This is a genomic window from Pseudoflavonifractor sp. An85 (genome assembly GCF_002161235.1).
Lineage (GTDB): Bacteria > Bacillota > Clostridia > Oscillospirales > Oscillospiraceae > Enterenecus.
The window spans coordinates 57,765-80,424 of the sequence record NZ_NFHE01000003.1 but is presented as its reverse complement, the minus strand read 5'-3'; the positions used below and the strand labels follow the sequence as shown (position 1 = coordinate 80,424).

The 22,660-nt window shown below is 57.0% G+C and carries 23 protein-coding genes; 16 read left to right on the top strand and 7 right to left on the bottom strand.

The window, feature by feature from the left end; genetic code table 11:
- The first annotated feature begins 14 nt into the window (after positions 1–14).
- Positions 15–1,742 carry a phospho-sugar mutase gene (locus B5G37_RS02705; RefSeq protein ID WP_087253532.1) on the top strand — a complete coding sequence of 576 codons (1,728 nt, stop codon included), beginning with the start codon at positions 15–17 and terminating at the stop codon, positions 1,740–1,742.
- 103 nt (positions 1,743–1,845) lie between these two features.
- On the opposite strand, the gene B5G37_RS02700 is transcribed toward B5G37_RS02705, so the two are convergent.
- Positions 1,846–2,679, bottom strand: coding sequence for a papain-like cysteine protease family protein (locus B5G37_RS02700; protein ID WP_242962736.1), 834 nt, complete (start codon positions 2,677–2,679; stop codon positions 1,846–1,848).
- Between the two features lie 500 nt (positions 2,680–3,179).
- On the bottom strand, positions 3,180–5,444 hold the full coding sequence (locus tag B5G37_RS02695) for a glycogen/starch/alpha-glucan phosphorylase (RefSeq protein ID WP_087253530.1): 2,265 nt from the start codon (positions 5,442–5,444) through the stop codon (positions 3,180–3,182).
- Positions 5,445–5,537: 93 nt separating this feature from the next.
- Here B5G37_RS02695 and B5G37_RS02690 point away from each other — a divergent pair, with 93 nt between their 5' ends.
- The 9 genes from B5G37_RS02690 (at position 5,538) to B5G37_RS02655 (ending at position 12,609) form a co-directional block, all read left to right on the top strand.
- Entirely contained in the window at positions 5,538–6,455 is a 918-nt protein-coding gene (locus tag B5G37_RS02690; RefSeq protein ID WP_158099335.1) for a LacI family DNA-binding transcriptional regulator, read from the top strand.
- A gap of 95 nt (positions 6,456–6,550) precedes the next feature.
- Positions 6,551–6,889 (top strand): hypothetical protein, encoded by a 339-nt coding sequence (locus B5G37_RS14920; protein WP_143482859.1) that lies wholly within the window; start codon positions 6,551–6,553, stop codon positions 6,887–6,889.
- Positions 6,873–7,169, top strand: coding sequence for a 30S ribosomal protein S6 (gene rpsF / locus B5G37_RS02685; protein ID WP_087253524.1), 297 nt, complete (start codon positions 6,873–6,875; stop codon positions 7,167–7,169). Before B5G37_RS14920 ends, rpsF begins: the two co-directional genes overlap by 17 nt.
- Positions 7,170–7,183: 14 nt before the next feature.
- Positions 7,184–7,630: a single-stranded DNA-binding protein gene (ssb, locus tag B5G37_RS02680; protein ID WP_087253520.1), complete on the top strand. Its 447-nt coding sequence runs from the start codon at positions 7,184–7,186 to the stop codon at positions 7,628–7,630.
- 37 nt (positions 7,631–7,667) lie between these two features.
- Positions 7,668–7,910 (top strand): 30S ribosomal protein S18, encoded by a 243-nt coding sequence (gene rpsR / locus B5G37_RS02675; protein WP_087231883.1) that lies wholly within the window; start codon positions 7,668–7,670, stop codon positions 7,908–7,910.
- A 97-nt stretch (positions 7,911–8,007) separates the two neighbouring features.
- Positions 8,008–8,679 (top strand): response regulator transcription factor, encoded by a 672-nt coding sequence (locus tag B5G37_RS02670; RefSeq protein ID WP_087253516.1) that lies wholly within the window; start codon positions 8,008–8,010, stop codon positions 8,677–8,679.
- 11 nt (positions 8,680–8,690) lie between these two features.
- Positions 8,691–9,683, top strand: coding sequence for a sensor histidine kinase (locus B5G37_RS02665; RefSeq protein ID WP_087253512.1), 993 nt, complete (start codon positions 8,691–8,693; stop codon positions 9,681–9,683).
- A gap of 110 nt (positions 9,684–9,793) precedes the next feature.
- A complete protein-coding gene (locus tag B5G37_RS02660; RefSeq protein WP_087253509.1) occupies positions 9,794–10,558 on the top strand; it encodes an ABC transporter ATP-binding protein in 765 nt (254 codons plus the stop codon).
- Positions 10,555–12,609 (top strand): FtsX-like permease family protein, encoded by a 2,055-nt coding sequence (locus B5G37_RS02655; RefSeq protein WP_087253506.1) that lies wholly within the window; start codon positions 10,555–10,557, stop codon positions 12,607–12,609. The genes B5G37_RS02660 and B5G37_RS02655 overlap by 4 nt, the downstream gene beginning before the upstream one ends.
- Positions 12,610–12,658: 49 nt before the next feature.
- Here the strand turns inward: B5G37_RS02655 and B5G37_RS02650 are convergent, their stop codons facing one another.
- Both B5G37_RS02650 and B5G37_RS02645 read right to left on the bottom strand, forming a co-directional pair.
- Positions 12,659–13,069: a hypothetical protein gene (locus B5G37_RS02650; protein ID WP_087253503.1), complete on the bottom strand. Its 411-nt coding sequence runs from the start codon at positions 13,067–13,069 to the stop codon at positions 12,659–12,661.
- A 122-nt stretch (positions 13,070–13,191) separates the two neighbouring features.
- Positions 13,192–13,986 (bottom strand): FAD-dependent oxidoreductase, encoded by a 795-nt coding sequence (locus tag B5G37_RS02645; protein WP_087253500.1) that lies wholly within the window; start codon positions 13,984–13,986, stop codon positions 13,192–13,194.
- Between the two features lie 136 nt (positions 13,987–14,122).
- On the opposite strand from B5G37_RS02645, the gene B5G37_RS02640 reads away from it, so the two are divergent.
- The 3 genes from B5G37_RS02640 to B5G37_RS02630 are packed head-to-tail and all read left to right on the top strand — an operon-like array spanning position 14,123 to position 16,045.
- On the top strand, positions 14,123–15,118 hold the full coding sequence (locus B5G37_RS02640) for an asparaginase (RefSeq protein ID WP_087253498.1): 996 nt from the start codon (positions 14,123–14,125) through the stop codon (positions 15,116–15,118).
- Between the two features lie 5 nt (positions 15,119–15,123).
- The gene (locus B5G37_RS02635; RefSeq protein ID WP_087253495.1) at positions 15,124–15,717 is read left to right on the top strand and encodes a sugar O-acetyltransferase; all 594 of its coding nucleotides are present in this window, start codon (positions 15,124–15,126) and stop codon (positions 15,715–15,717) included.
- 28 nt (positions 15,718–15,745) lie between these two features.
- Positions 15,746–16,045 carry a hypothetical protein gene (locus tag B5G37_RS02630; RefSeq protein WP_087253492.1) on the top strand — a complete coding sequence of 100 codons (300 nt, stop codon included), beginning with the start codon at positions 15,746–15,748 and terminating at the stop codon, positions 16,043–16,045.
- A 40-nt stretch (positions 16,046–16,085) separates the two neighbouring features.
- Here B5G37_RS02630 and B5G37_RS02625 read toward each other — a convergent pair whose 3' ends face one another.
- From B5G37_RS02625 to B5G37_RS02615, 3 genes are all read right to left on the bottom strand, one after another.
- Positions 16,086–16,466: a metal-dependent transcriptional regulator gene (locus B5G37_RS02625; protein ID WP_087253489.1), complete on the bottom strand. Its 381-nt coding sequence runs from the start codon at positions 16,464–16,466 to the stop codon at positions 16,086–16,088.
- A gap of 99 nt (positions 16,467–16,565) precedes the next feature.
- The gene (locus B5G37_RS02620; protein WP_087253486.1) at positions 16,566–17,948 is read right to left on the bottom strand and encodes an undecaprenyl-phosphate glucose phosphotransferase; all 1,383 of its coding nucleotides are present in this window, start codon (positions 17,946–17,948) and stop codon (positions 16,566–16,568) included.
- Entirely contained in the window at positions 17,945–19,072 is a 1,128-nt protein-coding gene (locus B5G37_RS02615) for a glycosyltransferase family 4 protein (RefSeq protein ID WP_087253483.1), read from the bottom strand. The genes B5G37_RS02620 and B5G37_RS02615 overlap by 4 nt, the downstream gene beginning before the upstream one ends.
- A 230-nt stretch (positions 19,073–19,302) precedes the next feature.
- On the opposite strand from B5G37_RS02615, the gene B5G37_RS02610 reads away from it, so the two are divergent.
- From B5G37_RS02610 to B5G37_RS02600, 3 genes are read left to right on the top strand one after another with little or no spacing between them, the layout of a single operon-like run.
- Entirely contained in the window at positions 19,303–20,721 is a 1,419-nt protein-coding gene (locus B5G37_RS02610; protein WP_087253480.1) for a sugar transferase, read from the top strand.
- Between the two features lie 48 nt (positions 20,722–20,769).
- Complete coding sequence (glf, locus tag B5G37_RS02605) at positions 20,770–21,870, top strand: UDP-galactopyranose mutase (protein ID WP_087253478.1); 1,101 nt, start codon at positions 20,770–20,772, stop codon at positions 21,868–21,870.
- A complete protein-coding gene (locus B5G37_RS02600; RefSeq protein ID WP_087253476.1) occupies positions 21,867–22,640 on the top strand; it encodes a DUF4422 domain-containing protein in 774 nt (257 codons plus the stop codon). Before glf ends, B5G37_RS02600 begins: the two co-directional genes overlap by 4 nt.
- Positions 22,641–22,660: the final 20 nt, after the last annotated feature.

Below are 22,660 nucleotides of genomic sequence, written 5' to 3'. Positions count from 1 at the left end.
GAGGAGGAGTTACTATGGATTACAAAGCTCAGTATCAGCGTTGGCTGGAAAGTCCGGCCCTGTCCCAGGAGGAGAAGGCGGAGCTGACCGCCATTGCCGGGGATGAGAAGGAAATTGAGTCCCGCTTTTTCTCTCAGCTCAGCTTCGGCACTGCCGGTCTCCGCGGTACTATGGGCGTGGGCCTGTATCGGATGAACGTACATGTGGTGCGCCACGCCACCCAGGCTTTTGCCCAGGTGATTTTGGAGGAAGGCCCCGAGGCTGTGGCCAAGGGCGTGGCTGTGTGCTACGACTGCCGCAACAACTCCGATGTGTTTGCCCGTGAGGCTGCCTGCGTCATGGCTGCCAACGGCATCCCCGTGCGTCTGTTTGAGTCCCTGCGCCCCACCCCCGAGCTGTCCTTCGCCATTCGTGAGTATGGCTGCATCGCCGGTATCAACGTCACCGCCAGCCACAACCCCAAGGAGTACAACGGCTACAAGGTGTACTGGTCCGACGGCGCTCAGCTGCCCCCCGCTCCCGCCGACAAGGTGGCGGCCAAGATGCAGGAGCTGGATGTGTTCGACAGCGTCAAGACCATGGATTACGACCAGGCTGTGGCCGAGGGCCGCATCACTATTATGGGTACCGAGACCGACGAGAAGTTCCTGGCCAACGTCATGGAGCAGGTCAACGACCAGGCTGCTGTGGACGCTGTGGCTGACACCTTCAAGATGGTGTTCACCCCCTTCCATGGCACTGGCTACAAGCTCATCCCCGAGGCCCTGCGCCGTCTGGGCATGAAGCACGTGATCTGCGTGCCTCAGCAGATGATCATTGACGGGGACTTCCCCACCGTGGTCTCCCCCAACCCTGAGAATCCCGAGGGCTTTGCTCTGGCTGTGGACATCGCCAAGCGGGAGGGCGCCGACTTTATTCTGGGCTCTGACCCCGATGCTGACCGTGTGGGCATCATGGTGCGCACCAAGGACGACGACTTTGTGGTCATCAGCGGCAACCAGACCGGCGTGCTGCTGCTGGACTACCTCATCGGCGCCAAGACCCGCACCGGCAAGATGCCCGCCAACCCTGTGGCCCTCAAGAGCCTGGTGACCACCGAGATGGCCCGCAAGGTGGCCGAGGACAACGGCCTGAAGTGCTACGATACCTTCACCGGCTTCAAGTTCCTGGCCGAGAAGAAGGATCAGCTGGAGAGCTCCGGCGAGGGCAATGTCATCATGTCCTATGAGGAGTCCTTCGGCTACATGCTGGGCAGCTTCGTCCGGGACAAGGACGCTGTCACTGCTTCTGTGGCCCTCACTGAGATGGCCGCCTGGTATGCCGGCCAGGGCATGACTCTGTACGATGCCCTCCAGGGCCTGTATGAGAAGTATGGCCACTTCGGTGAGCGCACCATGAACCTGGTGATGCCCGGTCTGGACGGCCTGAAGAAGATGGCTCAGCTCATGGCCGACCTGCGCGCCAATCCTCCCAAGAAAGTGGGCGGCACTGCCGTGGCTCAGTGGAAGGACTACCAGGACGGCAGTGTGGTGGATGCCAATACCGGCGCACGCACCACCATGGAGCTGTCCGGTTCCAACGTGCTGCGCTACGAACTGGTGGACGGCACCTCCGTCATCGTCCGTCCCTCTGGTACCGAGCCCAAGGTGAAGGTGTACATCCTGACCCGGGGCGAGAGCCAGGCCGACTGTGCTTCCAAGGTGGAGCGTTACGCCGCCTGGGCTGAGGGCCTGAAGGGCTAACAACATATGAAAAGCGTCCCGCTCCAACTACGGAGCGGGACGTTTTATCTTTGTTCATAGTTTGCGTGGTCGCATTCCTGAGCCGGAAGGGATGCGATTTATGTTACTTCTCGGGGGTGGCCACCAGGAAGCACATGTCGTTGGGCTCGCCGGTGGACGCGTCGAAGAAGTTGTAGAAGGTGAAGTTGTACAGGAAGCGCTCCGCGCCGTACACGCCGTATCCGTCCTGGTTGTGGTCGGTGGTGTCGTAGGCGTCGGCCACGATGATCACGTCGTCCTGGGTGGTCTCAGTGCCCATGGTGTCATAGCCGATGATGACCTGCCAGTGGCCGCCCCAGTCGTTCCAACCCACGATGATGGGCTTGCCTTCGGCCAGGGTCTCCTGGATGTAATCCAGGGTGAACACGTCGTAGACGGAATCCTCGCAGTCCAGGGTGGAGTACACGTCAAAGCCACCCACGCCATCGAAGATCTCCACCAGCTGACTCATGCTGGTGGCCTCGGGAGTCAGACCATTGCTGCGGAATGCAGCCAGGGTTTCCTCGTTGTAGTCGCCCAGAGCGTCGTACCAGTTCAGCACCATCAGGGCGCTGGTGACGCCGCAGCTCCATTCGCTGGTCTGCTGCTGGGTTTTGAAGTGGGAGAGGATGGTCAGGGTGTCGGTGGACTCCATGTTGTAGAAGTCCAGACGGGAGAAGTAGGGGCTTTCCTCATGGTCGCCCTGGCGCTCCACACTGTCGGCCCCGTCTGCTTCGCTCAGGTCGCAGGTGTGCTCAATCTTCATCTCGTCGGTATAGTTGCCGTGGGTGGTTTGCTCCTGGGAAGCGCTGGGATCAGCGGTGGGAGCTGCGCTGTTGTTGGGGGTTGCCTGGCTGGTGCAGCCAGTGAAGGTGAAGAGGCTCACAGAGAGCATCAGAAATACAATTAGTTTTTTCATCGTTGTTCACTCCAATAAAAAAGTAATTGTACTTGCAAACAAACTCGCCTTGAATTGTATTATTTATGCTTGGACAAAACTGTCCTCCCTTTATTTATCCAATGATCCGGTCGTCTTTTTTTGAGTCTATATAGTATGTTGTTCGATCGGGAATCAACAACCTCCACAGAACGGTCTACTTTTACTACTCTCAAGTTGTTTTATACAAGTACTGGCGGGGATGAATTTCCCCCAGGACCTACTCGGTGCAGGGCACCGAGCGCTATAAAAAGGTGAGCCTGCATACAGGCTCCAACAAGAGATCGCGTTCCGGCTCAAGCCTCCTTTCCACGCGCGGCTGCGCCAGTTTTTGGCGCAGTAACCCATATTATACAGGACTGGAGCGGGATCACAAGATGGGATTGTACCTAAATTAGAGAGGTGAAACTGGGAAAATTCCACAAATAAAACAAAAATTCCCGGGTGTGAGAACTCTCTCACACCCGGGAATGGGGAGAACCTTAGTTTAGGTGCCAGATATCGTGGTTGTACTGGGCGATGGTGCGGTCGCTGGAGAAGAAGCCACTCTTGGCGGTGTTCACCAGCATCTTCTTGGACCACTCGGTGCGGTTCTCGAAGTCCTGATACAGGCGGTTGCGCACGGCGGTGTACTCCTCCACATCCAGCAGAGCCATGAACCAATCCTTGTGGGTCATGTCCTGCCACAGAGCCCGCAGGCAGGTCTCGTCGCCGATGGCCAGCATGGTGGGGGAGATGATGAAGTCCACCACTTCCTTGACCCAGGGGCGGTTGTAAAACTCCTGGGGATAGTAGCTGTGGTTGGCGTACATCTGGATGACCCGGTCGCTGGAGGCGCCGAAGGTGTAGATATTCTCCCGGCCCACCAGCTGAGCGATCTCCACATTGGCACCGTCCATGGTGCCCAGGGTGACGGCGCCGTTGGCCATGAACTTCATGTTGCTGGTGCCGGAGGCCTCCTTGGAGGCCAGAGAAATCTGCTCGGAGATGTCGCAGGCGGGGATGAGCTTCTCAGCCCAGCTGACGTTGTAGTTCTCCACCATCACCACGCGCAGCCAGGGGCGCACCTGGGGATCGGATTCAATGAGCTGGCGCAGGCAGAGAATGAGGTGGATGATGTGCTTGGCCATGACATAGGCAGGGGCGGCCTTGGCACCGAAAATCACGGTAATGGGACGGGTGGGCAAGATGCCGCTCTTGATGTCCAGATACTTCTTGATGACAAACAGAGCGTTCATCTGCTGGCGCTTGTACTCGTGCAGACGCTTGACCTGGATGTCAAAGATGGACTGGGGGTCCACCTCCACGTTCTGACGCTGCTTGAGTACCTTGGCCAGCTGCTGCTTGTTCTCGTCCTTGATGTCCAGCACGGCGCTGAGCACCTTGGGGTCCCGGACGAAGGTGGCGAAGTTCTCCAGCTGGCTGGCATCCCGCCGCCAGCCGTCGCCAATGCACTGGTCGATGAGGTCGGCCAGCTTGGGGTTGCACACTTCCAGCCAGCGGCGGAAGGTAACGCCGTTGGTCTTGTTGTTGAACTTGTAGCTGTACACATCGGCAAAGTGCTTCAGCTCGGAGTTTTTTAGAATCTCGGTGTGCAGGGCAGCCACGCCATTGGTGGAGTAGGTGTAGTGAATGTCCATGTGGGCCATGTGCACGGTGTCGTTGTGGTCGATGATGGCCATACGGGGGTCAGGGAAGACGGACTTGGCGCGGGCATCCATCTCGCGGATGATGGGCACCAGCTGGGGAGCCACCCGCTCAATGTAACTCATGGGCCACTTCTCCAGAGCCTCGGCCAGGATGGTGTGGTTGGTGTAGGCACAGGCATGGGCCACCTGGTGGAGGGCGTCGTTCATGGACAGACCACGCTCCAGCAGCAGGCGAGTTAGCTCAGGCAGCACCATGGAGGGATGGGTGTCGTTGATCTGAATGGCCACGTGCTCACACAGATTCCAGGGGGAGATACCCTTCTCGTCCAACTCCTTCAAAATCAGCTGAGCGCCAGCGGAGACCATGAAGTACTGCTGATACACGCGCAGCAGACGACCGGCCTCGTCGCTGTCGTCGGGGTAGAGGAAGGAGGTGAGGTGGTGGGCGATATCACCCTTGTCAAAGTCAATGCCGTGGGAGGGAGCCGCGGCGGGCTTCTCCACGTCAAACAGGTGCAGGCGGTTGGCAATGTCGGTGTTGGCGCCGGGAATGGCGATGTCGTACATCACGGCGTTGAGGGTCTGGTTGCCGAACTGGACGGGGAAGGTGGTACCAGTGGGAATGAGCCAGCCCTCTTCCTCAATCCAGGGGTCGGCCTGCTCCTGCTGCTTGTTCTCCCGCAGGTACTGGTGGAACAGACCATAGTGGTAGTTCAGGCCCACGCCGTCGCCGGGCAGACCCAGAGCGGCCAGGGAGTCCAGGAAGCAGGCGGCCAGACGGCCCAAGCCGCCGTTACCCAGAGAGGGCTCGGGCTCCTGCTCCTCGATTTCCGCCAGAGTGAAGCCGTTTTTCTCCAGCAGCTGGGACACCTCGTTGAAGATGCCCAGAGCCAGCAGGTTGTTGGACAGCAGCTTGCCGATGAGGAACTCAGCGGAGAAGTAATATAGCTTGCGCCCGGTCTCGGGAGCCGGACGCTGAGCAGACAGCTCTTGGGTGAGCTGGAGCAAAGCGTGGTAAACCTGGCCCTTGGAGCACTTGGCCAGGGGCTTGTGATAACGCTGCTTGATGATTTCGTTCAGTCTTGCTTGAAATTCCATGGTGAGATTCGCTCCTTTTGAACTGTATGGTGCTTTTCAATCAACGTGATTTCTGATATGATGACCATAGCCATCACGGGAGGGGACGTTTTTATGGGAGAGAAAAAGGTTACCATGCGCCAGATCGCCAAGGCCTGTGGCTGTTCGCTGGCCACGGTGTCTTATGCGCTGAACCATTCCGGGCAGGGGAAAATCAGCAGCGCCACCCGGTTGCGTGTCATCAACACGGCCAAGCGGCTGAACTACCCCACCACACGGACCACACGGGGAAAGAAGAACCGGGCGGCCATCCTGGTCACCACCGTGGAGGGGGAATCCGCTGGACGGCGGGTCCACCTCACCGACCTGGCCATGCAGCTGGAGGCCGAACTTTTGGCGTTGGGCATCCCCTCGGTAATCCTACGTCTGCGGGATCTGGTGGAGGACTGGCGCAAGGTCTTGGCGGTATCCCCCAGTGTGATCTTCGTCCTGGATGGAGGCTGTCAGGCGGTGGCCCATGTCAATCCTCCCTGTGTCACGCCCATGATCTTCGTGGACTGTGACAACAACGACCCTCTCTATTATAAGATATTGCCTGATTATCCGTCCCTCTTTCTCCAGGCCAGGCAAAGACTGGAGCGGGAGGACCTCTTCCTGGTGGCTGAGCCGGTGCGCAGCGGTCAGCTCATGAGCCTGCTCACCCAGGACTTTGACCCCAGGGAAGTGTTCTTTCACAATGGAAAGAGCTCCCTTGCAGAGTTTCTGGCTTCCCGCCGCGGCCGGAAAGGCATCGTGGTGGGAGATCTCCTGGGGGTAGAGGTGTGCGGCCTGTTTCCTCCTGAGAACCTGGCCGTCATCTGCTCCCTGGACAGCCCGGGATTGCTCCCAACCTCGGCCATTCAACTGTTTGCACCCAACCGGGAAAAAGCCCGGGCGGCGGCGTCGGTGGCCTCGGATTTGCTGACACTGGATTATGACCCAGCCCAGGGCAACCGTATTCTGGTTTGCGGGGATTTTCCGGGGAACGGGTAAAGTTTACTACAGCTGGGCCAAAACGTCAAAGAAAACTGGTGAAAAATACTATACAAGAATGAAAAGTTCAAATTATCGAAAGTGAACAAAGATAGGTGAACAAAAAGTGTTCACCTGAATTTTTAAATAAAACCGTTGCGCTGCAATGGATAGCTGGTGCGAGAAAAAATGTTCACTTCTGGATTCGACTGAACAAAACAGAAAACGAGCTTGGACAAACCAGCCAAAAAGGTTCCAAAAATTCCAAGCGAAAACCTTGTGAAACTAAGAGATTGGTGCGAAGAGAGAAAAAGAGTGAAAAAGGACTTGACAAACTACAAAAGTTCGATATAATAAATGGGTCTGTCCTAGAGGGCAGTAACATCCTTGCCTCTGGCAAAGACCGGGGGCCATATGTCCGTAAGGAGGTGCAAAAAAATGGCAAAAGTGACTGAAAACTACGAGGTGCTCTACGTCATCAACCCCACCCTGGGTGAGGAGGAGACCGCCGCTCTGGTGGAGAAGTTCAAGGCTCTGGCTGAGAACAACGGCACTGTGACCGAGGTGGACGAGTGGGGCAAGCGCAAGCTGGCCTACCCCATCGAGGATCTCACCGAGGGCTACTATGTTCTGATGAGCTTTACCTCTGCTCCCCAGTTCCCCGCTGAGCTGGATCGTCTGATGCGCATCAACACCGGCATCATGCGTTCTCTCATCACCAAGAAGAACGCCTGAGGAGGAGTTGAACCATGCTCAACCGCATCATCCTCATGGGTCGTCTGACCCGAGATCCTGAGCTCCGTCACACCCAGAGTGGCACCGCTGTGGCATCTTTCTCTCTGGCTGTGGATCGGGACTTCAAGAATCGCGACAGTGGCGAGAAGGCTACCGACTTCATTGATGTCGTGGCTTGGCGCAACACTGCTGAGTTCGTTTCCAAGTACTTCACCAAGGGCCGCATGGCTGTGGTGGAGGGCCGCCTTCAGATTCGTGATTGGACGGATCGGGACGGCGGCAAGCGCCGCTCTGCTGAGGTGGTTGCCGACAACGTGTATTTCGGCGACTCCAAGCGTGACGGCGAGAGCGGCGGCAGCTTCAGCCGTCCCGCCGCCCCCGCTCCCGTGGATTACGGGATCCCTGCCGGCGCCGACCAGTTTGCAGAACTGGCCGATGACGACGGCGACCTGCCCTTCTAAACGAAGAGGCACATCATAAGTAAGGAGGTCTGCCATTATGGCTATGGATAATGTGAAGCCCCGCGGCAACCGTAAGCGCCGCAAGGTCTGCGCCTTCTGCGTGGACAAGGTGGAGCACATCGACTACAAGGACGCTGCCAAACTCAAGCGTTTTCTGTCCGAGCGCTCCAAGATCCTGCCCCGCCGCACCACCGGCACCTGCGCCATGCATCAGCGTCAGCTGACTGAGGCCATCAAGCGTGCCCGTCACGTGGCTCTGCTGCCCTACGTCACCGACTAATTTGCAGCTGCAAACCCCCGTCCAACTTGGACGGGGGCTTTTTTGCGTCTTAGAACTGTGATATACTAAATGGGATTTTGACAAGGAGGCGTGGAAGATGTACCGGATTTTAATTGTGGAGGATGACCGGGGGATTGCCGGGGCAGTGCAAACCCAGCTGGAAGCCTGGGGTCTGGAGGCGGCCTGCGTCACCGATTTTCGTAACGTGCTGGGGGAGTTTGCAAGCTATCAGCCCCACCTGGTGCTCATGGACATCGGCCTGCCCTTTTTCAACGGCTTTCACTGGTGCAGCCAGATTCGGACGGTGTCCCAGGTGCCCATCGTCTTTCTCTCCTCGGCCTCGGACAATATGAACCTGGTGATGGCCATGAATATGGGGGCGGACGACTTCATCGCCAAGCCCTTCGACCAAAGTGTGCTCATTGCCAAGGTGCAGGCCATGCTCCGCCGGGCCTACGACTATGCGGGGAGCGTGCCGGTGCTGGAGCACCGGGGGGCCATGCTCAACACCGGGGACGGTACCCTGACTTACCAGGGGCAGAACATTGACCTAACCAAAAATGAATACCGCATTTTGCTGGCCCTGATGAAGCAGAAGGGGACGGTGGTCAGCCGGGAGCGGCTGATGGAACTGCTGTGGGAAGGGGACTGCTTTGTGGATGAAAACACCCTGACGGTGAACGTCAACCGTCTGCGCAAAAAGCTGGACAGCGCGGGTCTTAAGTCCTTCATCACCACCAAATTTGGGGTGGGATACCTGATTTCCTAAGGGGGAAGCTTATGAAAATGGTTTGGACCTATCTCCGAGACCGGAGAAAAGCGGTGGGGATCTTTGTGCTGTTCTCCCTGATTTTCCTGGTGACCTTTTATCTGTATCGTCTGCCTTTGGGGGCGGTGCTCTATCCCATTGGGCTGTGTCTGGTGTTGGGAGGTGTGTTTGTGGGCCTGGATGTGCGGCGGGCCCGGGACAAGCACCGCCGCCTGGAGCAGCTTTCCCAACTGTCCGGGGCGGTGATGGGGGAGTTCCCCACTCCCTTGTGCCAGGATGATCGGGATTATCAGTGCATCATCGCTCACCTGCGCCAGGAGCAGCAGGAGCGGGAGCAGGTGATGCAGCACCGCTATGGGGACATGGTGGACTATTACACCGTATGGGCCCACCAGATCAAAACCCCCATTGCCTCCATGCGCCTGACCTTACAAAGCCAGGATTCCACTTTGGCCCGGCAGCAGTTGGAGGAACTCCAGCGCATTGAGCAGTATGTGGAGATGGTGCTGGCGTTTCTCCGCCTGGACTCCGATTCCACCGACTATCTCTTCCGAGAATATGAGCTGGACCACATGGTGCGGGGAGCGGTGCGCAAGTTTTCCACCCAGTTTATTCGCCGCCGTATGACGCTGCACTACCAGCCCTTAGTGGTGCGGGTGCTCACAGATGAAAAATGGCTGACCTTTGTCCTGGAGCAGGTGCTGTCCAACGCCTTGAAGTATAACCCTGACGGGGGAGAGGTGTGGATAGAACTGGAGGGGGCATCCACTCTGTGCATCCGGGACAACGGCATGGGCATTGCACCGGAAGATTTGCCCCGCATTTTCCAAAAGGGATATACGGGGTATCATGGCCGCCGGGATAAGAAGGCCAGCGGCCTGGGGCTGTACCTGTGTCAGCGCATTTGCACCAACCTGGGCCACACCATCACCGCCCAATCCACCCCAGGGGAGGGAACTACCATCCGCATTGGTTTGGAGCGAGAACAGCGGTGGGTGGAGTGACTTGTGACAAAAGTGTAAGAAGTGGACGGGAAAGTGTAAGGAAATCCCATGGAGAGCCACCGTTGCTCCCGGTATAATAAGCATGTAAACAGCAAAGGAGGAACGGCTCTATGAGTATTTTGAATGTGCAAGGTCTGCAAAAGATCTACACCACCCGCTTTGGCGGCAATCAGGTGCAGGCGTTGCGGGATGTGACCTTCCAGGTGGAGGAAGGGGAATATGTGGCTATCATGGGTGAGTCCGGCTCGGGCAAAACCACCCTGCTGAATATTTTGGCGGCGCTGGATAAGCCCACCAGCGGCAGCGTTAAGCTGGATGGACAGGAGCTGTCCAAAATCCGCGAGTCCGAAGTGGCGGCGTTCCGCCGGGACCACCTGGGCTTTGTGTTCCAGGACTTCAACCTGCTGGACACCTTTTCCTTGGAGGATAACATCTATCTGCCCTTGGTGCTCTCGGGCAAGCAGCCGGCGGAGATGAAGGCCCGCCTGACCCCTCTGGCGGCCCAGCTGGGCATTGCCAATCTGCTGAAGAAGTACCCCTATGAGGTGTCCGGCGGTCAGAAACAGCGGGCCGCCGTGGCCCGGGCTCTCATCACCAATCCACGCCTCATTTTGGCTGACGAGCCCACCGGCGCCTTGGATTCCAAGGCCACTGACGAGCTGCTGCGGCTGTTTGGCGACATCAACGCCCAGGGTCAGACCATTTTGATGGTCACCCACTCGGTGAAGGCAGCCAGCCACGCTGGGCGGGTGCTCTTTATCAAGGATGGCCAGGTGTTCCACCAGATCTACCGGGGACAGAGCACGGAAAACCAGTTCTATCAGAAGATTTCCGATGCTCTCACGCTGTTGACCACAGGTGGTGAGCGGGCATGAGACTGGGATTTTATCGCCGCCTGGCGTGGACGGGCATCCGGCAGAATAAAAAGCTGTATGTGCCCTATCTTCTGGCTTGTATCGGCGTGGTGATGGTGTGTTACATCGTCTCCTTCCTGGGCCAATCTCCGGTGCTGAAAGAAATGCCCGGAGGAGGAAGCGCCCAGAGCTTTTTGGGTATGGGCTTTGGGGTCATGTGTGTGTTCTCCCTCATTTTCCTGTTCTACACCAACTCCTTCTTGATTCGCAGACGGAAAAAGGAGTTCGGCCTGTACAATATCTTAGGCATGGGGAAACGCCATCTGGCTCTGGTGCTCTTGTGGGAGACGGTGATGATGCTGGCCATTGCTCTGGTGGGCGGCCTGTTCTTCGGGGTGCTCTTCTCCAAGGCGGCTGAGTTGGCCCTCACCCGTATTTTAGGTGGTGGGGTCACCTATACCATGACGGTGGGGCTAAGCTCTGTGACCCAGACTGTGATTCTGTTTCTGGTGATTTTTGGCCTTATCTACCTCAACACCCTGCGCCAAGTGCATCTCACCAGCCCCATCGCCCTGCTGCGCAGTGAAAACGCGGGGGAGAAGCCGCCTCGGGCCAACTGGATCATCGCCTTGCTGGGCCTGGTGGTGCTGGGCGGGGCCTACTACTGGGCCGTCTCGGTGGAAGACCCCATTACCGCCATGGTTGGCTTTTTCATCGCGGTGGCCATGGTGGTGGTGGGCACCTATCTGCTGTTTGTGGCGGGCTCGGTGACCTTGTGCCGCCTGCTGCAGCGAAACAAGCGGTATTATTACAAAACCAACCATTTCGTCTCCGTGTCCTCCATGGTCTACCGCATGAAGCGAAACGGAGCGGGTTTGGCCTCCATCTGTATCCTGTGCACCATGGTATTGGTGATGATTTCCTCCACTTCTTGTCTGTACATCGGGGTTGAGGACAGCATGCGCAGCCGGTACCCACGCCATTTCAACCTGGATGGCATGGTGGATACCGTGGATACCCTCACAGAGGATCGCCTGAGTCAGGTACGTGAGCTGGTGCAGGAGACCACAGAGAAGTATGGAGCCACCCCCAGCAATATTCTGGACTATCAAGTGGCAGGATTTGTGGGCATCCAGAAGGAGAATCAGATTGTCCTGGAGAACACCTTCCAAAACTCCTACAACGTGGAGGACATGGCCAACACCTGGCAGATCTTTGTGGTGCCTCTGGAGGACTACAACAAACTTATGGGAGAGCAGGAAGAGCTGGTGAACGGGGAGACCCTGGTGTTCACCACCAAGGAGGACAGCTACACCTACGACACGGTGAAGCTGGGCAACGACATCACCCTGTCGGTGGCGGGGCAGGTGGATGACTTTGCAGACAACGGCGTGGACGCCATGCAGATTGTCCCTTCCATGTATCTCTTTGTTTCGGACTTCGCCCACGTCATGGAGCAGTTGGGAGAGCTGTCCAAAGGCGGCGAGGAGTTCTCCATCAGCCCTCACTGGTTCTATGGCTTTGATCTGGACTGCGACGACGAGACCCAGAAGAACATTGCCAAGGACTTGCAAACGGAATTGCGAGACATGGAGATTGATGGGGGAGATGAGGAGTTTTTTCACGTGCTGATGGAAAGCGCAGCCCAGGAGCGGGCGGATACCTACGGTATTTATGGTGGCCTGTTCTTCCTGGGAATCCTACTGGGCGTGGTGTTCATTCTGGCGGCGGTGCTCATCATCTACTACAAGCAGATTTGCGAAGGATATGAGGACCAGTCCCGATTTGATATTATGCAGAAGGTGGGCATGACCAAGGTGGAAATTCGCCGCAGCATCAATTCCCAGGTGCTCACCGTGTTCTTCCTGCCCCTGCTCATGGCAGGCGTGCATTTGGCCTTTGCTTTCCCCCTCATCCGCAAGTTATTGCTGCTGTTTGGCTTGACCAACGTGTGGCTGTTTGCCGGGGTGACGGTGGTGTGCTTTGTGGCCTTCGCCCTGTTCTATGTGCTAGTTTATCGTTTGACTTCTCGATCCTATTTCCGTATTGTCAGCGGTATGAGAGACGAATAGAAAGAAAAAGGGCCGGGTGCTGATGCACCCGGCCCAAAGTTTTGATGTATTAGAAATACTTGCGCACACCTTCGCTGGCGGAGGACTCGTCCTCGCTGATGGAGACGGTGTACTTGATGCCGCACTTCTGGGAGAACGCTTCCAACCAATCCAGGAAGGCCTCGACATCTGCCTTATTCTCGGTGGAGACCAGCTTGTTCAAGCTGTCAATGAACACGTGGGTAATGTCGTAGTTGCTGGCGTACAGGCCATACAGGAAGCCCTTCAAAGTGTCATAGTTGGGGATGACATAGTCGGAAGTCTCAACCAGTCGGATCTTGTAATTAATATCAAAAGTCAGCTTGGAGTCGTGGGCGATGGCAACCACGTTACCATGCTCTGTCTCCACAGCTGTGTTGATCAAATCGATCATCTGCTTGGTCTTACCGGCACCCTTGGGGCCCATAATAACTTTGACCATAACAATCACTCCTTATTGGTTTCAAGGGGGAGTCCCCTTTTCTTGTACATCATGTTACCATCATTGGAGCGTAATTGCAAGAACCTCGTGCAAGTTTTCTAAAAAATTTAACAAAGAAAAGTTTAAAGCCCCAGGGCGTGGTGGGCGGCGATCTGTCCCTGACCCACGGCTTTGGCCAGCTGGAGCGGCTGTCCGGTGCAGTCGCCAGCGGCGTAAACCCCTGGTAAATTCGTGGCCATAAAGGCGTTGACCTTTACATAATTTCCATCCAGCTCCAGCCCCGGAACCATCTGCGTGGGGGCGATGGAGGCCCGCAGCAGGAACACGCCTTGGCAGGGAATTTCTTCACCCTTGGCGGTGCGAACCCCGCACACCTGGTCCTCACCCAAGATGTGCAGACCGGGCAGACGCACGGTGGTAACCTCACAGCCGATGGAGCGCAGGTACTCCGTCTCTTCTTCCAGGTCGGGGGCGTCACCTGCCACAACCACCTGCTTGCCTCGATAGAACATGCCGTCACAGGTGGCGCAATAGCTCACTCCTCGGCCCAGCAGTTTTTCCTCTCCGGGGAGAGCAGCGGCCCGGGCTACGCCGGGGGCCAGCACCACAGCGGAGGCCTGTTCCACCTGGTCGCCGATGGAAGCCATCACCGAATCCCCCAGGGGCATCAGGGACAGCACCCGGCCCTGCCGGAAATCAGCTCCCATCTCACGGGCCTGGGCCAGCATGTCCTCCACCAGCTGTTTGCCGGTGATGTGGGCAATACCGGGGTAGTTATCAATTTGATGGGCCTTGCACAGAGGGCTGGCGGTGGGCTCGTTGGACACCACCAGAACAGACTTGTTGCGGGCCCGGGCGTAAATGGCGGCGGACAGGCCGGCGGGGCCAGCACCTACCACCAACAGATCATATGACATAGGATGATCCTCCTTTGATTTTTTTACACAGTATACCAGGAAAACAGATTCCCGGCAACGGGTAGGATGCCCTTGAAAAGAAGAAATAAATTGGATATACTGGGATTCACAAAAAGAGATTCCCAGGGGGATAGACATGAAACGAATTTTGCTTTTGACCACCGGCGGCACCATCGCCTCCCGTATGACCGAGGAGGGGTTGGCCCCGGGGATGGACGGAGATATGTTGGCCCACTACATGGGGGCCTTGGCCAGCAGCTATGAGTTGACGGTGAAGGACATTCTCCATTTGGACTCCTCCAACATCCAACCCGAGGAGTGGAAGCTCATCGCCTCCCATGTGTACAAAGCCCGGGAGGAGTACGATGGGGTGGTCATTTCCCATGGTACCGATACCATGGCCTACACCGCCTCGGTGCTGTCCTACATGGTGCGTAACATTCCCATTCCCGTGGTGCTCACCGGAGCGCAGCTGCCCATTGAGCACCCCCTCACCGACGGGCTGGACAATTTGCGTACCGCGTTGGCCATGGCGGCCTCGGGGAAGTCGGGGGTGTTTGTGGCCTTTGACCGGAAGGTGATTCTGGGCTGCCGGTCGGTGAAAACCCACACCACCGACTTTGGAGCCTTTGAGAGCGTGAACTGGCCTCTGGTGGCCCAAGTCAGCGGGTCGGGCCTGACCATCAATGACGCCGCCATTCCGCCGGTGAAAGGTCCTTGCCGCCTGCGGGACCAGCTGTGCCGGGAGGTGTTCCTCATCAAGCTCACTCCAGGGCTGAATCCGGAGATCTTTGACATGCTCCTGGATATGCACTACCGGGGTGTGGTCATTGAGGCCTTTGGTGCCGGTGGCCTCCACTTCATCCGGCGCAATCTCATTGAGAAGCTGCAAAAGGCGGCTCAGGCTGGCATGTCGGTGGTGGTGTGCAGCCAGTGCTTGTATGAGAGCAGCAATTTCGCCCTGTATCAGGCGGGGCAGAAAGCTTTGGCGGAAGGGGTCATCCAGGGGTATGACATGACCACAGAGGCGGCTGTGACCAAGCTGATGTGGGCCCTGGGCCAGACCGATGATCCGGAGCAGGTGCGGGAGTACTTTGCCCACAGTCTGGCGGGAGAGCGAAAGGAAGGTTGAGGAAGATGAACCACCGGGAACGCATGTTGGCGGGGCTGCCCTATCTGGCCGATCAGGACGGCTTGTTGGAAGATCGTCTGAAATCCCAGGGGCTGTGCCATGCCTACAACCAGTTGCCCCCTGAGCGTTGGGGGGAACTTCGAGGGATGCTCCAGCAGCTGTTGGGCAGTGTGGGGGAGCACACCACCATGTTGCCGCCGCTGCGCTGTGACTATGGCAAGTACATCCATGTGGGTTCCCATGTGTTTACCAACTACAACCTCACCATTTTGGATATCTGCCAGGTGACCATTGGGGACCGGACCCTCATCGGACCCAACGTGTCCATCTACGCTGCTGGGCATCCCATTGCCCCGGAGGATCGGGCCACGGGTTGGGAATACGGGGCAGAGGTGCACATTGGCAAGGACGTTTGGATTGGGGGCAGCAGCGTGATTTTACCCGGGGTCACCATCGGGGATGGGGCCGTGGTGGGCGCTGGAAGTGTGGTCACCCGGGATGTGCCTCCCAACACCATCGCGGTGGGCAATCCTGCCCGGGTGCTGCGGGAGATCACACCCCAGGATCGCGAAGCCTGGAAGGAACAGATGGAGCGGTAAGAGAAGCATATGGGAAAGGAGTGCGGCTATGAACTACTGTGAGCGGTGTCACGTGGCAGTGGAGAATGAGCAATGCCCGGTGTGTGGGGAGACCCCGTTGCGATTGGTGCGAGGGGACGACTATTGTTTCTTGGTGGAAAAAGAAGATATGTGGGCGCGGATGCTCCTGGAGATTCTGGAGGACAACGGAGTACACCCCATCAGCCATGATGCCACGGATGTGGTGTGGGTGATGCGCGGCGGAGAGAAAAGCCGCCAGTGTATTTACGTTCCTTTCCGCCATTGGCAACTGGCGCAAGAGTTGATGCAGACGGCTTTCCCGGAATAAGATAAAACACGAGCCTCGGCAAAATGCCGAGGCTCGTGTTTTAACCTTGATTGAGTTGTGGATGCTTGCCGATGTGATCTTTCAGGGCCTGGAAGGTCTCCGGGCTCAGGTCGTGCTCAATTTTGCACGCGTCCTCAGCGGCGATCTCCGGGGGAACCCCCAGCCAGGTCAGCCACTGGGTGAGCAGGCGGTGGCGCTCGTAGATGGTCTCGGCAATCTCACGCCCAGCGGGGGTGAGGATGAGAAAACTGTTCTCGTCCATGGTCACATAGCCGTTATCCCGCAACAGGCTCATGGCACGGCTGACGCTGGGTTTGGAAAAGCCCAAGTGCTGGGCCACGTCAATGGAGCGCACCGAGCCCTTTTCGCTGAGAGCCAGAATGGCCTCCAGATAATTTTCTGCAGATTCATGGATTTCCATATGGATTCACCGTCTTTTCCACGCCGTCTGTGCGGCGGTAATGGGGTTTCGGCCATTATAGCATAATTTTCCCAAGGGGGCAAGAGACGGGAGAAGAGATTATTTCAGCTTCTCCTGATTGACAATGCCCTTGAAGGGAGTCATGAGTAGAATCTTGATGTCAAAGAAAATGCTCCAGTTTTCAATGTAGTAGATGTCGCAGCGGATACGATCCACAATGGAGGTGTCTCCCCGCAGGCCGTTGATCTGGGCCCAACCGGTGATGCCGGGGCGCACCTGATGCTTGACCATGTACAGGGGAATTTCATCCTTGAACTGCTCCACGAAATGGGGGATTTCCGGGCGGGGGCCCACCAGGCTCATATCCCCCTTGAGCACGTTGAACAGCTGGGGCAGCTCATCAATGGACAGTTTGCGGATGATGGCGCCAAACTTGGTTTTCCGGGGGTCCCGGTTGCGGCTCCAGCCGGTGTCCTGATCTGCATTGACCCGCATGGAGCGGAATTTGTACATATAGAAGGGCTTGTTGTGCAGACCCACCCGCTCTTGGCGGAAGATGATGGGGCCAGGGGAGGACAGGCGCACCCCCAAAGCGGCAAAGAGCAGGATGGGAGAGGTGAGGACAATGAGGCAGAGAGAGCCCACAATATCCATCAAACGCTTGGCCATGGCATGGGCGATGTTGTCCAGAGGGATGCGGCGGATGTTCATCACCGGTACCCCGTTGATGCTGTCAAACTGGGGATTGGAGGGCATGTATTCTGCGTAGAAGGGGATGATGGACAGCTTGATGCCCTCTTTTTCACAGCACTCGATGATGTGGGGAGTGCGTTCAAACTCCTGGGCGGATAGAGCGGTGACCACCTCGTCGGGCTGATAGCGGCTGAGCACATAGGCCAGATCGTCCAGGTTGCCCAGATAGCCCAGCTCGGGGAAGGATTCCTGGGTGGCGATGTAGCCGTCAATGAGATAGCCCAGGTTGGGGTCGTCGTGAATGGCCTGGATGTACCGCTGGGCCATGAAACCGCTGCCCACCAGCAGCACGTGCTTTTGGTTGTAGCCCAGCTTGCGGAAGCGGCGCAGGCACAGGCGCAGCACCAGTCGTTTGCCGCTGAGCACCACAAACACCAAAATGAAGTAGAGCACAAAGGTCAGGCGGGAGAAGTAGAACTGCTTGATGAGGAAGAGGATGGTCTGCAACACCACAAAGTTGATGGCACAGGCCCAGAACAGCCGCCCCACTTCCCAGTACAGCCTCCGGGCACGCAGGGAGTCGTAGAGGTTCATAGCGGCCAGGGTCACCAGAAAGATAGGTAACAGACACAGGGTGAGGACGAGGTAGTAAGGAAGGGTGATGCCTCGCTCATCAAAGGGAAAGAGGAGGAAACGAGCCCCATAGGCAATGGGCATGGACAAGAAAATGAGGATGGCGTCCAGAGCGATGTTGATATAATTTAAGGTGCGTTGATTTTCCTTAATCATAGCGTCAAAGTCCCTTTCTGGGAGAGTAGATCCCGATAGTGTCCCATGATTTCTCCTTCCACCTGGGGGAGAAGGTAGGGGGTTACCGCCTGTTGCGCAGCATGCCCCAAGGTGTGGGCCAACTCTGGCTGCTCCAGGAGTTGGGCAATGTGGTGGGCGCATTGGGCGGCATCCCCGTAGGGGTAGAGCAGCCCCACTTGTCCCGGCGCCAACAGATCATGATGTCCCTTTACGTTGCTGGCCACAATGGGGCGGGCGTAGTACATGGCCTCCATGAGGTTGAAGGGAAGTCCTTCGCTGCGGCTGGCAGATACCACCGCGTCACAGGCGGAGTACCACGTGGGCATGTCCGATACCTGCCCGGGAAACCGCACCCGGTGTTCCACTCCCAATTCCCGGCTGAGCTGACGGCAGGCCTCCAGCTCGCTGCCTTGGCCAGGGAGAAGCAGATGCACCCGCTCTGGCAGCTGGGCCAAAGCGTGTAAGAGCACTGGGTGGCTTTTGCGGTGAGAAAACTCGCCGGCAAAAAGGAGCACAAAGGCATCCTCAGGCAAATCCAGCTGGGCGTGCAAGTCAGCGGCCTGTTGGGGGGAGACGGCGGGCAACTTCTGAGGGTCGATGCCCATGCCGGGGATATACACCACCTGCTTGCCCAGCTTGTGAGCGGTGGCGTATTGGGTGTCCCACTGGTTCATGGTCATGAGCAGGTCGGTGACCGGGGCGGTGAGGCGCTCGGCGGTGCTGAGTACCAGCCGCTTGAGGGCGGGGGTGTCCTGGTCAAAGAGGTAGCCGTGGCAGGTACACGCCACCAAGGGGCGGCCTTTCATGCCCATTACCGCCAGACGGACGAAAAAGGAGGCCAAGGCGGTGTGACAGCTGATGAGGTCATAGCGGTTGTCCCGAATCAGACAGCGCAGCTGCCGGGTGGCGGAAAAATTTTTTGGAGAACCCATGCTCTTTTCCAGGGGAATGACGTAGCTGTTGTGGGCTTCTGGAATGTCCATGGCGCTGCCGCCACAGGCCACATCCACCTGCCACCCATGTGCGGCAAACTCTCGCAGATAGGGAAGGTGAAAGTTTCGAATGTGAGAAAATGTAGAAGCCACAAACAGAATACGACCCATGATCAACGCTCCTTGCCAGTGAAATGGTCAAAAATCGGAGAAATTTGCAATAAATATAGCACGCCGTGTATTATATCACGGGTTTGGTCAGAAAGAAAGAGTGGAAGACGGGTTTTCAAAAGAATCTTAAGAATTTCGATATAAAATCATTCGTTGGTTGTAGAATGCCACCGAATGTGGTATGATGATGGACAACACATGAGCAAGACATGTTATGAGGAGGTTCTGCAGTGTTTCAGCAAAAGCAGAAGTTTCAAAATTCTCTACTCATATTAGTGGATGCCGTCTGTCTAGTTACAGCGTTTTTATTTGCCAGTGTGGTTCGTCTGGAATTCCGCCCCGATCCGGTGAATCCCACCATGAACGGGGTCATTGCCAACCTGTGGTTGGTACTGGTCACCTATTTCTGTGTGTATGTCTTTTTTAATGCCAACCAAGACTTTGGACGCCGGGACGGATATGAGGAACTGGTGTATATTGTCAAGGTCAGTGCTTTTGTAGCTGGGGTGATTGCCCTGGTGTTTTTTGCTGCCCATAAACTGGAGTATCTGACCCGCACCGTGTGGGCGGTGACGGTGCTGAGCAACATGATTCTCATGTATCTGGGCCACATGCTGGTCAAACAGATTGTCCGGAAGCGTCGGGCCATGGGAGAAAAGCAGCACATGTACCTGGTGACCACCAGGGATCGGGTGGGATATATCCTGTCCCAGCTGAAAAGCGCCGAGGAGTTGGAAAACACCACCATCCGCATTGCCATTGTGGACGAGGACATGCGAGGCATGAAGGTGGGGGGCTATCCGGTGGTGGCCACCCTGGAGGACTTGATGGAGGATCCCCGGCGGGAAGTGGTGGACGAGGTGTACATGAACGTGCCCTATGCCAGCGGCAAATCTCTGGAGGAGTACATCGAGGGCTTTGAAGAGATGGGCATTCCCGTCAAGCTGAACATCAACATGCTGGAGGGCAAGGAAGGGTATAGCCGCTGCATCGACCTGCTGGGGGATGTGCCAGTGGTCAGCTTTGCGCCCCGGTTTTTCGACTACAACAAGCTTCTCATGAAGCGGGTCATTGATATTGTGGGCGCTTTGGTGGGGCTGGTGATCACGGCAGTGGCGGCCATTTTTGTGGTGCCTGCCATCAAGCTGGAGTCCCCCGGTCCGGCGGTGTTCCGCCAGAAACGGGTGGGCAAGAACGGACGTTACTTCTACATCTATAAGTTCCGCTCCATGTACCAGGACGCCGAGGAGCGCAAGGCGGAGCTGATGGAGAAAAACGAGATGAAGGGGCAGATGTTCAAGATGACCGATGACCCCCGGGTCACCAAGGTGGGCAAGTTCATCCGCTCCACCAGCATTGACGAGCTGCCCCAGTTCTGGAACATCCTCAAAGGTGAGATGAGCTTGGTGGGTACCCGCCCGCCCACGGTGGAGGAATTTAAGCACTATGAACCCCGACACAAGCGCAGACTGAGCATGAAGCCGGGTCTCACCGGCCTGTGGCAGGTGAGTGGGCGCAGCGACATCGAGGACTTTGAGGAAGTGGTGCGCCTGGATGTGGAGTACATCGATAACTGGAACTTGCAGTTGGATGCCAAGATCCTGCTCAAGACGGTGGTCGTGATTTTCAAAAAGGTTGGGGCCAAATAAGTGGTGTGCCCAACGCAAAGCTAAGGATGGAAATAGGAGTGAAGAAACATGAAGCAGTACGATTACATTTTGGTGGGCAGCGGCTTGTTCTCCGGTGTCATCAACTACCTGGCCCAGCAGCAGGGTAAGAAGTGTCTGGTGGTGGAGCGCCGGGATCACATGGGTGGCAACGTGTACTGTGAAGATGTGGAGGGCATCCACGTGCACAAGTACGGCGCCCACATCTTCCACACCAGCAACAAGAAGGTGTGGAACTTTGTCAACGATCTGGTGGAGTTCAACCGTTACACCAACTCTCCCATCGCCAACTACAAGGGCGAGATTTACAACATGCCCTTTAACATGAACACCTTCAGCAAGATGTGGGGCGTGCGCACCCCTCAGGAGGCCAAGGCCAAGATCGACGAGCAGCGTGCTGTCATTCAGGGCGAGCCTCGCAACCTGGAGGAGCAGGCCATCAGCCTGGTGGGAACTGACATCTATCAGAAGCTGGTCAAGGGCTACACCGAGAAGCAGTGGGGCCGTGACTGCAAGGAGCTGCCCAGCTTCATCATCAAGCGTCTGCCTGTGCGCTTTACCTACGACAACAACTATTTCAACGACGCCTACCAGGGCATTCCCATGGGCGGCTACAACGTGCTTATTGACAAGCTCTTTGAGGGCGCTGACGTGGAGTTGGGGGTGGACTTTCTCCAGAACCGTGAAAAGTACGAGGCTTTGGGTGAGACCATCATCTATACCGGCGCCATTGACGCCTACTATGACTACTGCTTCGGCAAGCTGGAGTACCGCACCGTGCGCTTTGAGACCGAGGTGCTGGACACCGACAACTACCAGGGCGTGGCCGTGGTCAACTATACCGACCGGGAGACTCCCTATACCCGTGTCATCGAGCACAAGCACTTTGAGTTTGGCACCCAGCCCAAGACCGTTATCTCCAAGGAGTACTCCACCGATTGGCAGGAGGGCATGGAGCCCTATTACCCCGTCAACGACGAGCGCAATCAGGATCTCTACCAGAAGTATGCCCAGAAGGCAGCCCAGGAGAGCCACGTCATCTTTGGCGGACGTCTGGGCGAGTACAAGTACTACGACATGGACAAGGTTATTGAGTCTGCCATGAATCTGTGGGAGCGCATCCAGAAATGACGTGCACCATTGTCGTAGCCACCCATAAAGCCTACCGGATGCCCCAGGATCCCTGCTATTTGCCCCTCCACGTGGGCAAGGCGGGGAAGGAGAGCATCGGCTTTGCCGGGGATGACACGGGAGCGAATATTTCCGCCAAGAATCCCTATTACTGCGAGCTCACCGGCCTGTACTGGCTGTGGAAAAACAACACCTCGGACTACAAGGGGCTGGTGCACTACCGCCGCCACCTGGGCGGCGGTACGGGGGGCAAAGACCCCTGGCAGCGCATTCTCACCCAGAAGCAGCTGGAGCAGATACTGGCGACCAGCGATGTGCTGCTGCCCAAAAAACGCCGCTATTACATTGAGAGCCTCTACTCTCACTATGCCCATACCCACTACGCAGAGCATTTGGATATCACTCGGCAGATTCTCCAAGAAAGCTGCCCGGAGTATGTGCCTGCCTTTGACCGAGTCATGCGCCGCACCTGGGGCCATATGTTCAACATGTTCGTCATGTCGCGGGAAAAGTGCGATGCCTATTGTGCCTGGCTGTTCCCCATTTTGGAGCAGCTGGAGGGGCGGGTGGATTACCGGAGCCTGGATTCCTTCCAGGCTCGCCTCTTTGGACGGGTCAGTGAGCTGCTGCTGGATGTGTGGCTGGAGACCCAGGGGTACGCCTACCGGGAGCTCCCGGTGGTGTCCATGGAGCCGGTAAACTGGTGGCGCAAGGGAACCTCCTTTTTGCGGGCCAAGTTTTCCGGCAAAAAGTACGGCTCCAGTTTTTAAACCCGTGGATGGAGAAATGG

Excerpts from the sequence above, each read along its gene's own strand:
- B5G37_RS02705 (WP_087253532.1), top strand. The coding sequence starts at position 15 with ATGGATTACAAAGCTCAGTATCAGCGTTGGCTGGAAAGTCCGGCCCTG.
- B5G37_RS02700 (WP_242962736.1), bottom strand. The coding sequence starts at position 2,679 with ATGAAAAAACTAATTGTATTTCTGATGCTCTCTGTGAGCCTCTTCACC.
- B5G37_RS02695 (WP_087253530.1), bottom strand. The coding sequence starts at position 5,444 with ATGGAATTTCAAGCAAGACTGAACGAAATCATCAAGCAGCGTTATCAC.
- B5G37_RS02690 (WP_158099335.1), top strand. The coding sequence starts at position 5,538 with ATGGGAGAGAAAAAGGTTACCATGCGCCAGATCGCCAAGGCCTGTGGC.
- rpsF (WP_087253524.1), top strand. The coding sequence starts at position 6,873 with ATGGCAAAAGTGACTGAAAACTACGAGGTGCTCTACGTCATCAACCCC.
- ssb (WP_087253520.1), top strand. The coding sequence starts at position 7,184 with ATGCTCAACCGCATCATCCTCATGGGTCGTCTGACCCGAGATCCTGAG.
- rpsR (WP_087231883.1), top strand. The coding sequence starts at position 7,668 with ATGGCTATGGATAATGTGAAGCCCCGCGGCAACCGTAAGCGCCGCAAG.
- B5G37_RS02670 (WP_087253516.1), top strand. The coding sequence starts at position 8,008 with ATGTACCGGATTTTAATTGTGGAGGATGACCGGGGGATTGCCGGGGCA.
- B5G37_RS02665 (WP_087253512.1), top strand. The coding sequence starts at position 8,691 with ATGAAAATGGTTTGGACCTATCTCCGAGACCGGAGAAAAGCGGTGGGG.
- B5G37_RS02660 (WP_087253509.1), top strand. The coding sequence starts at position 9,794 with ATGAGTATTTTGAATGTGCAAGGTCTGCAAAAGATCTACACCACCCGC.
- B5G37_RS02655 (WP_087253506.1), top strand. The coding sequence starts at position 10,555 with ATGAGACTGGGATTTTATCGCCGCCTGGCGTGGACGGGCATCCGGCAG.
- B5G37_RS02650 (WP_087253503.1), bottom strand. The coding sequence starts at position 13,069 with ATGGTCAAAGTTATTATGGGCCCCAAGGGTGCCGGTAAGACCAAGCAG.
- B5G37_RS02645 (WP_087253500.1), bottom strand. The coding sequence starts at position 13,986 with ATGTCATATGATCTGTTGGTGGTAGGTGCTGGCCCCGCCGGCCTGTCC.
- B5G37_RS02640 (WP_087253498.1), top strand. The coding sequence starts at position 14,123 with ATGAAACGAATTTTGCTTTTGACCACCGGCGGCACCATCGCCTCCCGT.
- B5G37_RS02635 (WP_087253495.1), top strand. The coding sequence starts at position 15,124 with ATGAACCACCGGGAACGCATGTTGGCGGGGCTGCCCTATCTGGCCGAT.
- B5G37_RS02630 (WP_087253492.1), top strand. The coding sequence starts at position 15,746 with ATGAACTACTGTGAGCGGTGTCACGTGGCAGTGGAGAATGAGCAATGC.
- B5G37_RS02625 (WP_087253489.1), bottom strand. The coding sequence starts at position 16,466 with ATGGAAATCCATGAATCTGCAGAAAATTATCTGGAGGCCATTCTGGCT.
- B5G37_RS02620 (WP_087253486.1), bottom strand. The coding sequence starts at position 17,948 with ATGATTAAGGAAAATCAACGCACCTTAAATTATATCAACATCGCTCTG.
- B5G37_RS02615 (WP_087253483.1), bottom strand. The coding sequence starts at position 19,072 with ATGGGTCGTATTCTGTTTGTGGCTTCTACATTTTCTCACATTCGAAAC.
- glf (WP_087253478.1), top strand. The coding sequence starts at position 20,770 with ATGAAGCAGTACGATTACATTTTGGTGGGCAGCGGCTTGTTCTCCGGT.
- B5G37_RS02600 (WP_087253476.1), top strand. The coding sequence starts at position 21,867 with ATGACGTGCACCATTGTCGTAGCCACCCATAAAGCCTACCGGATGCCC.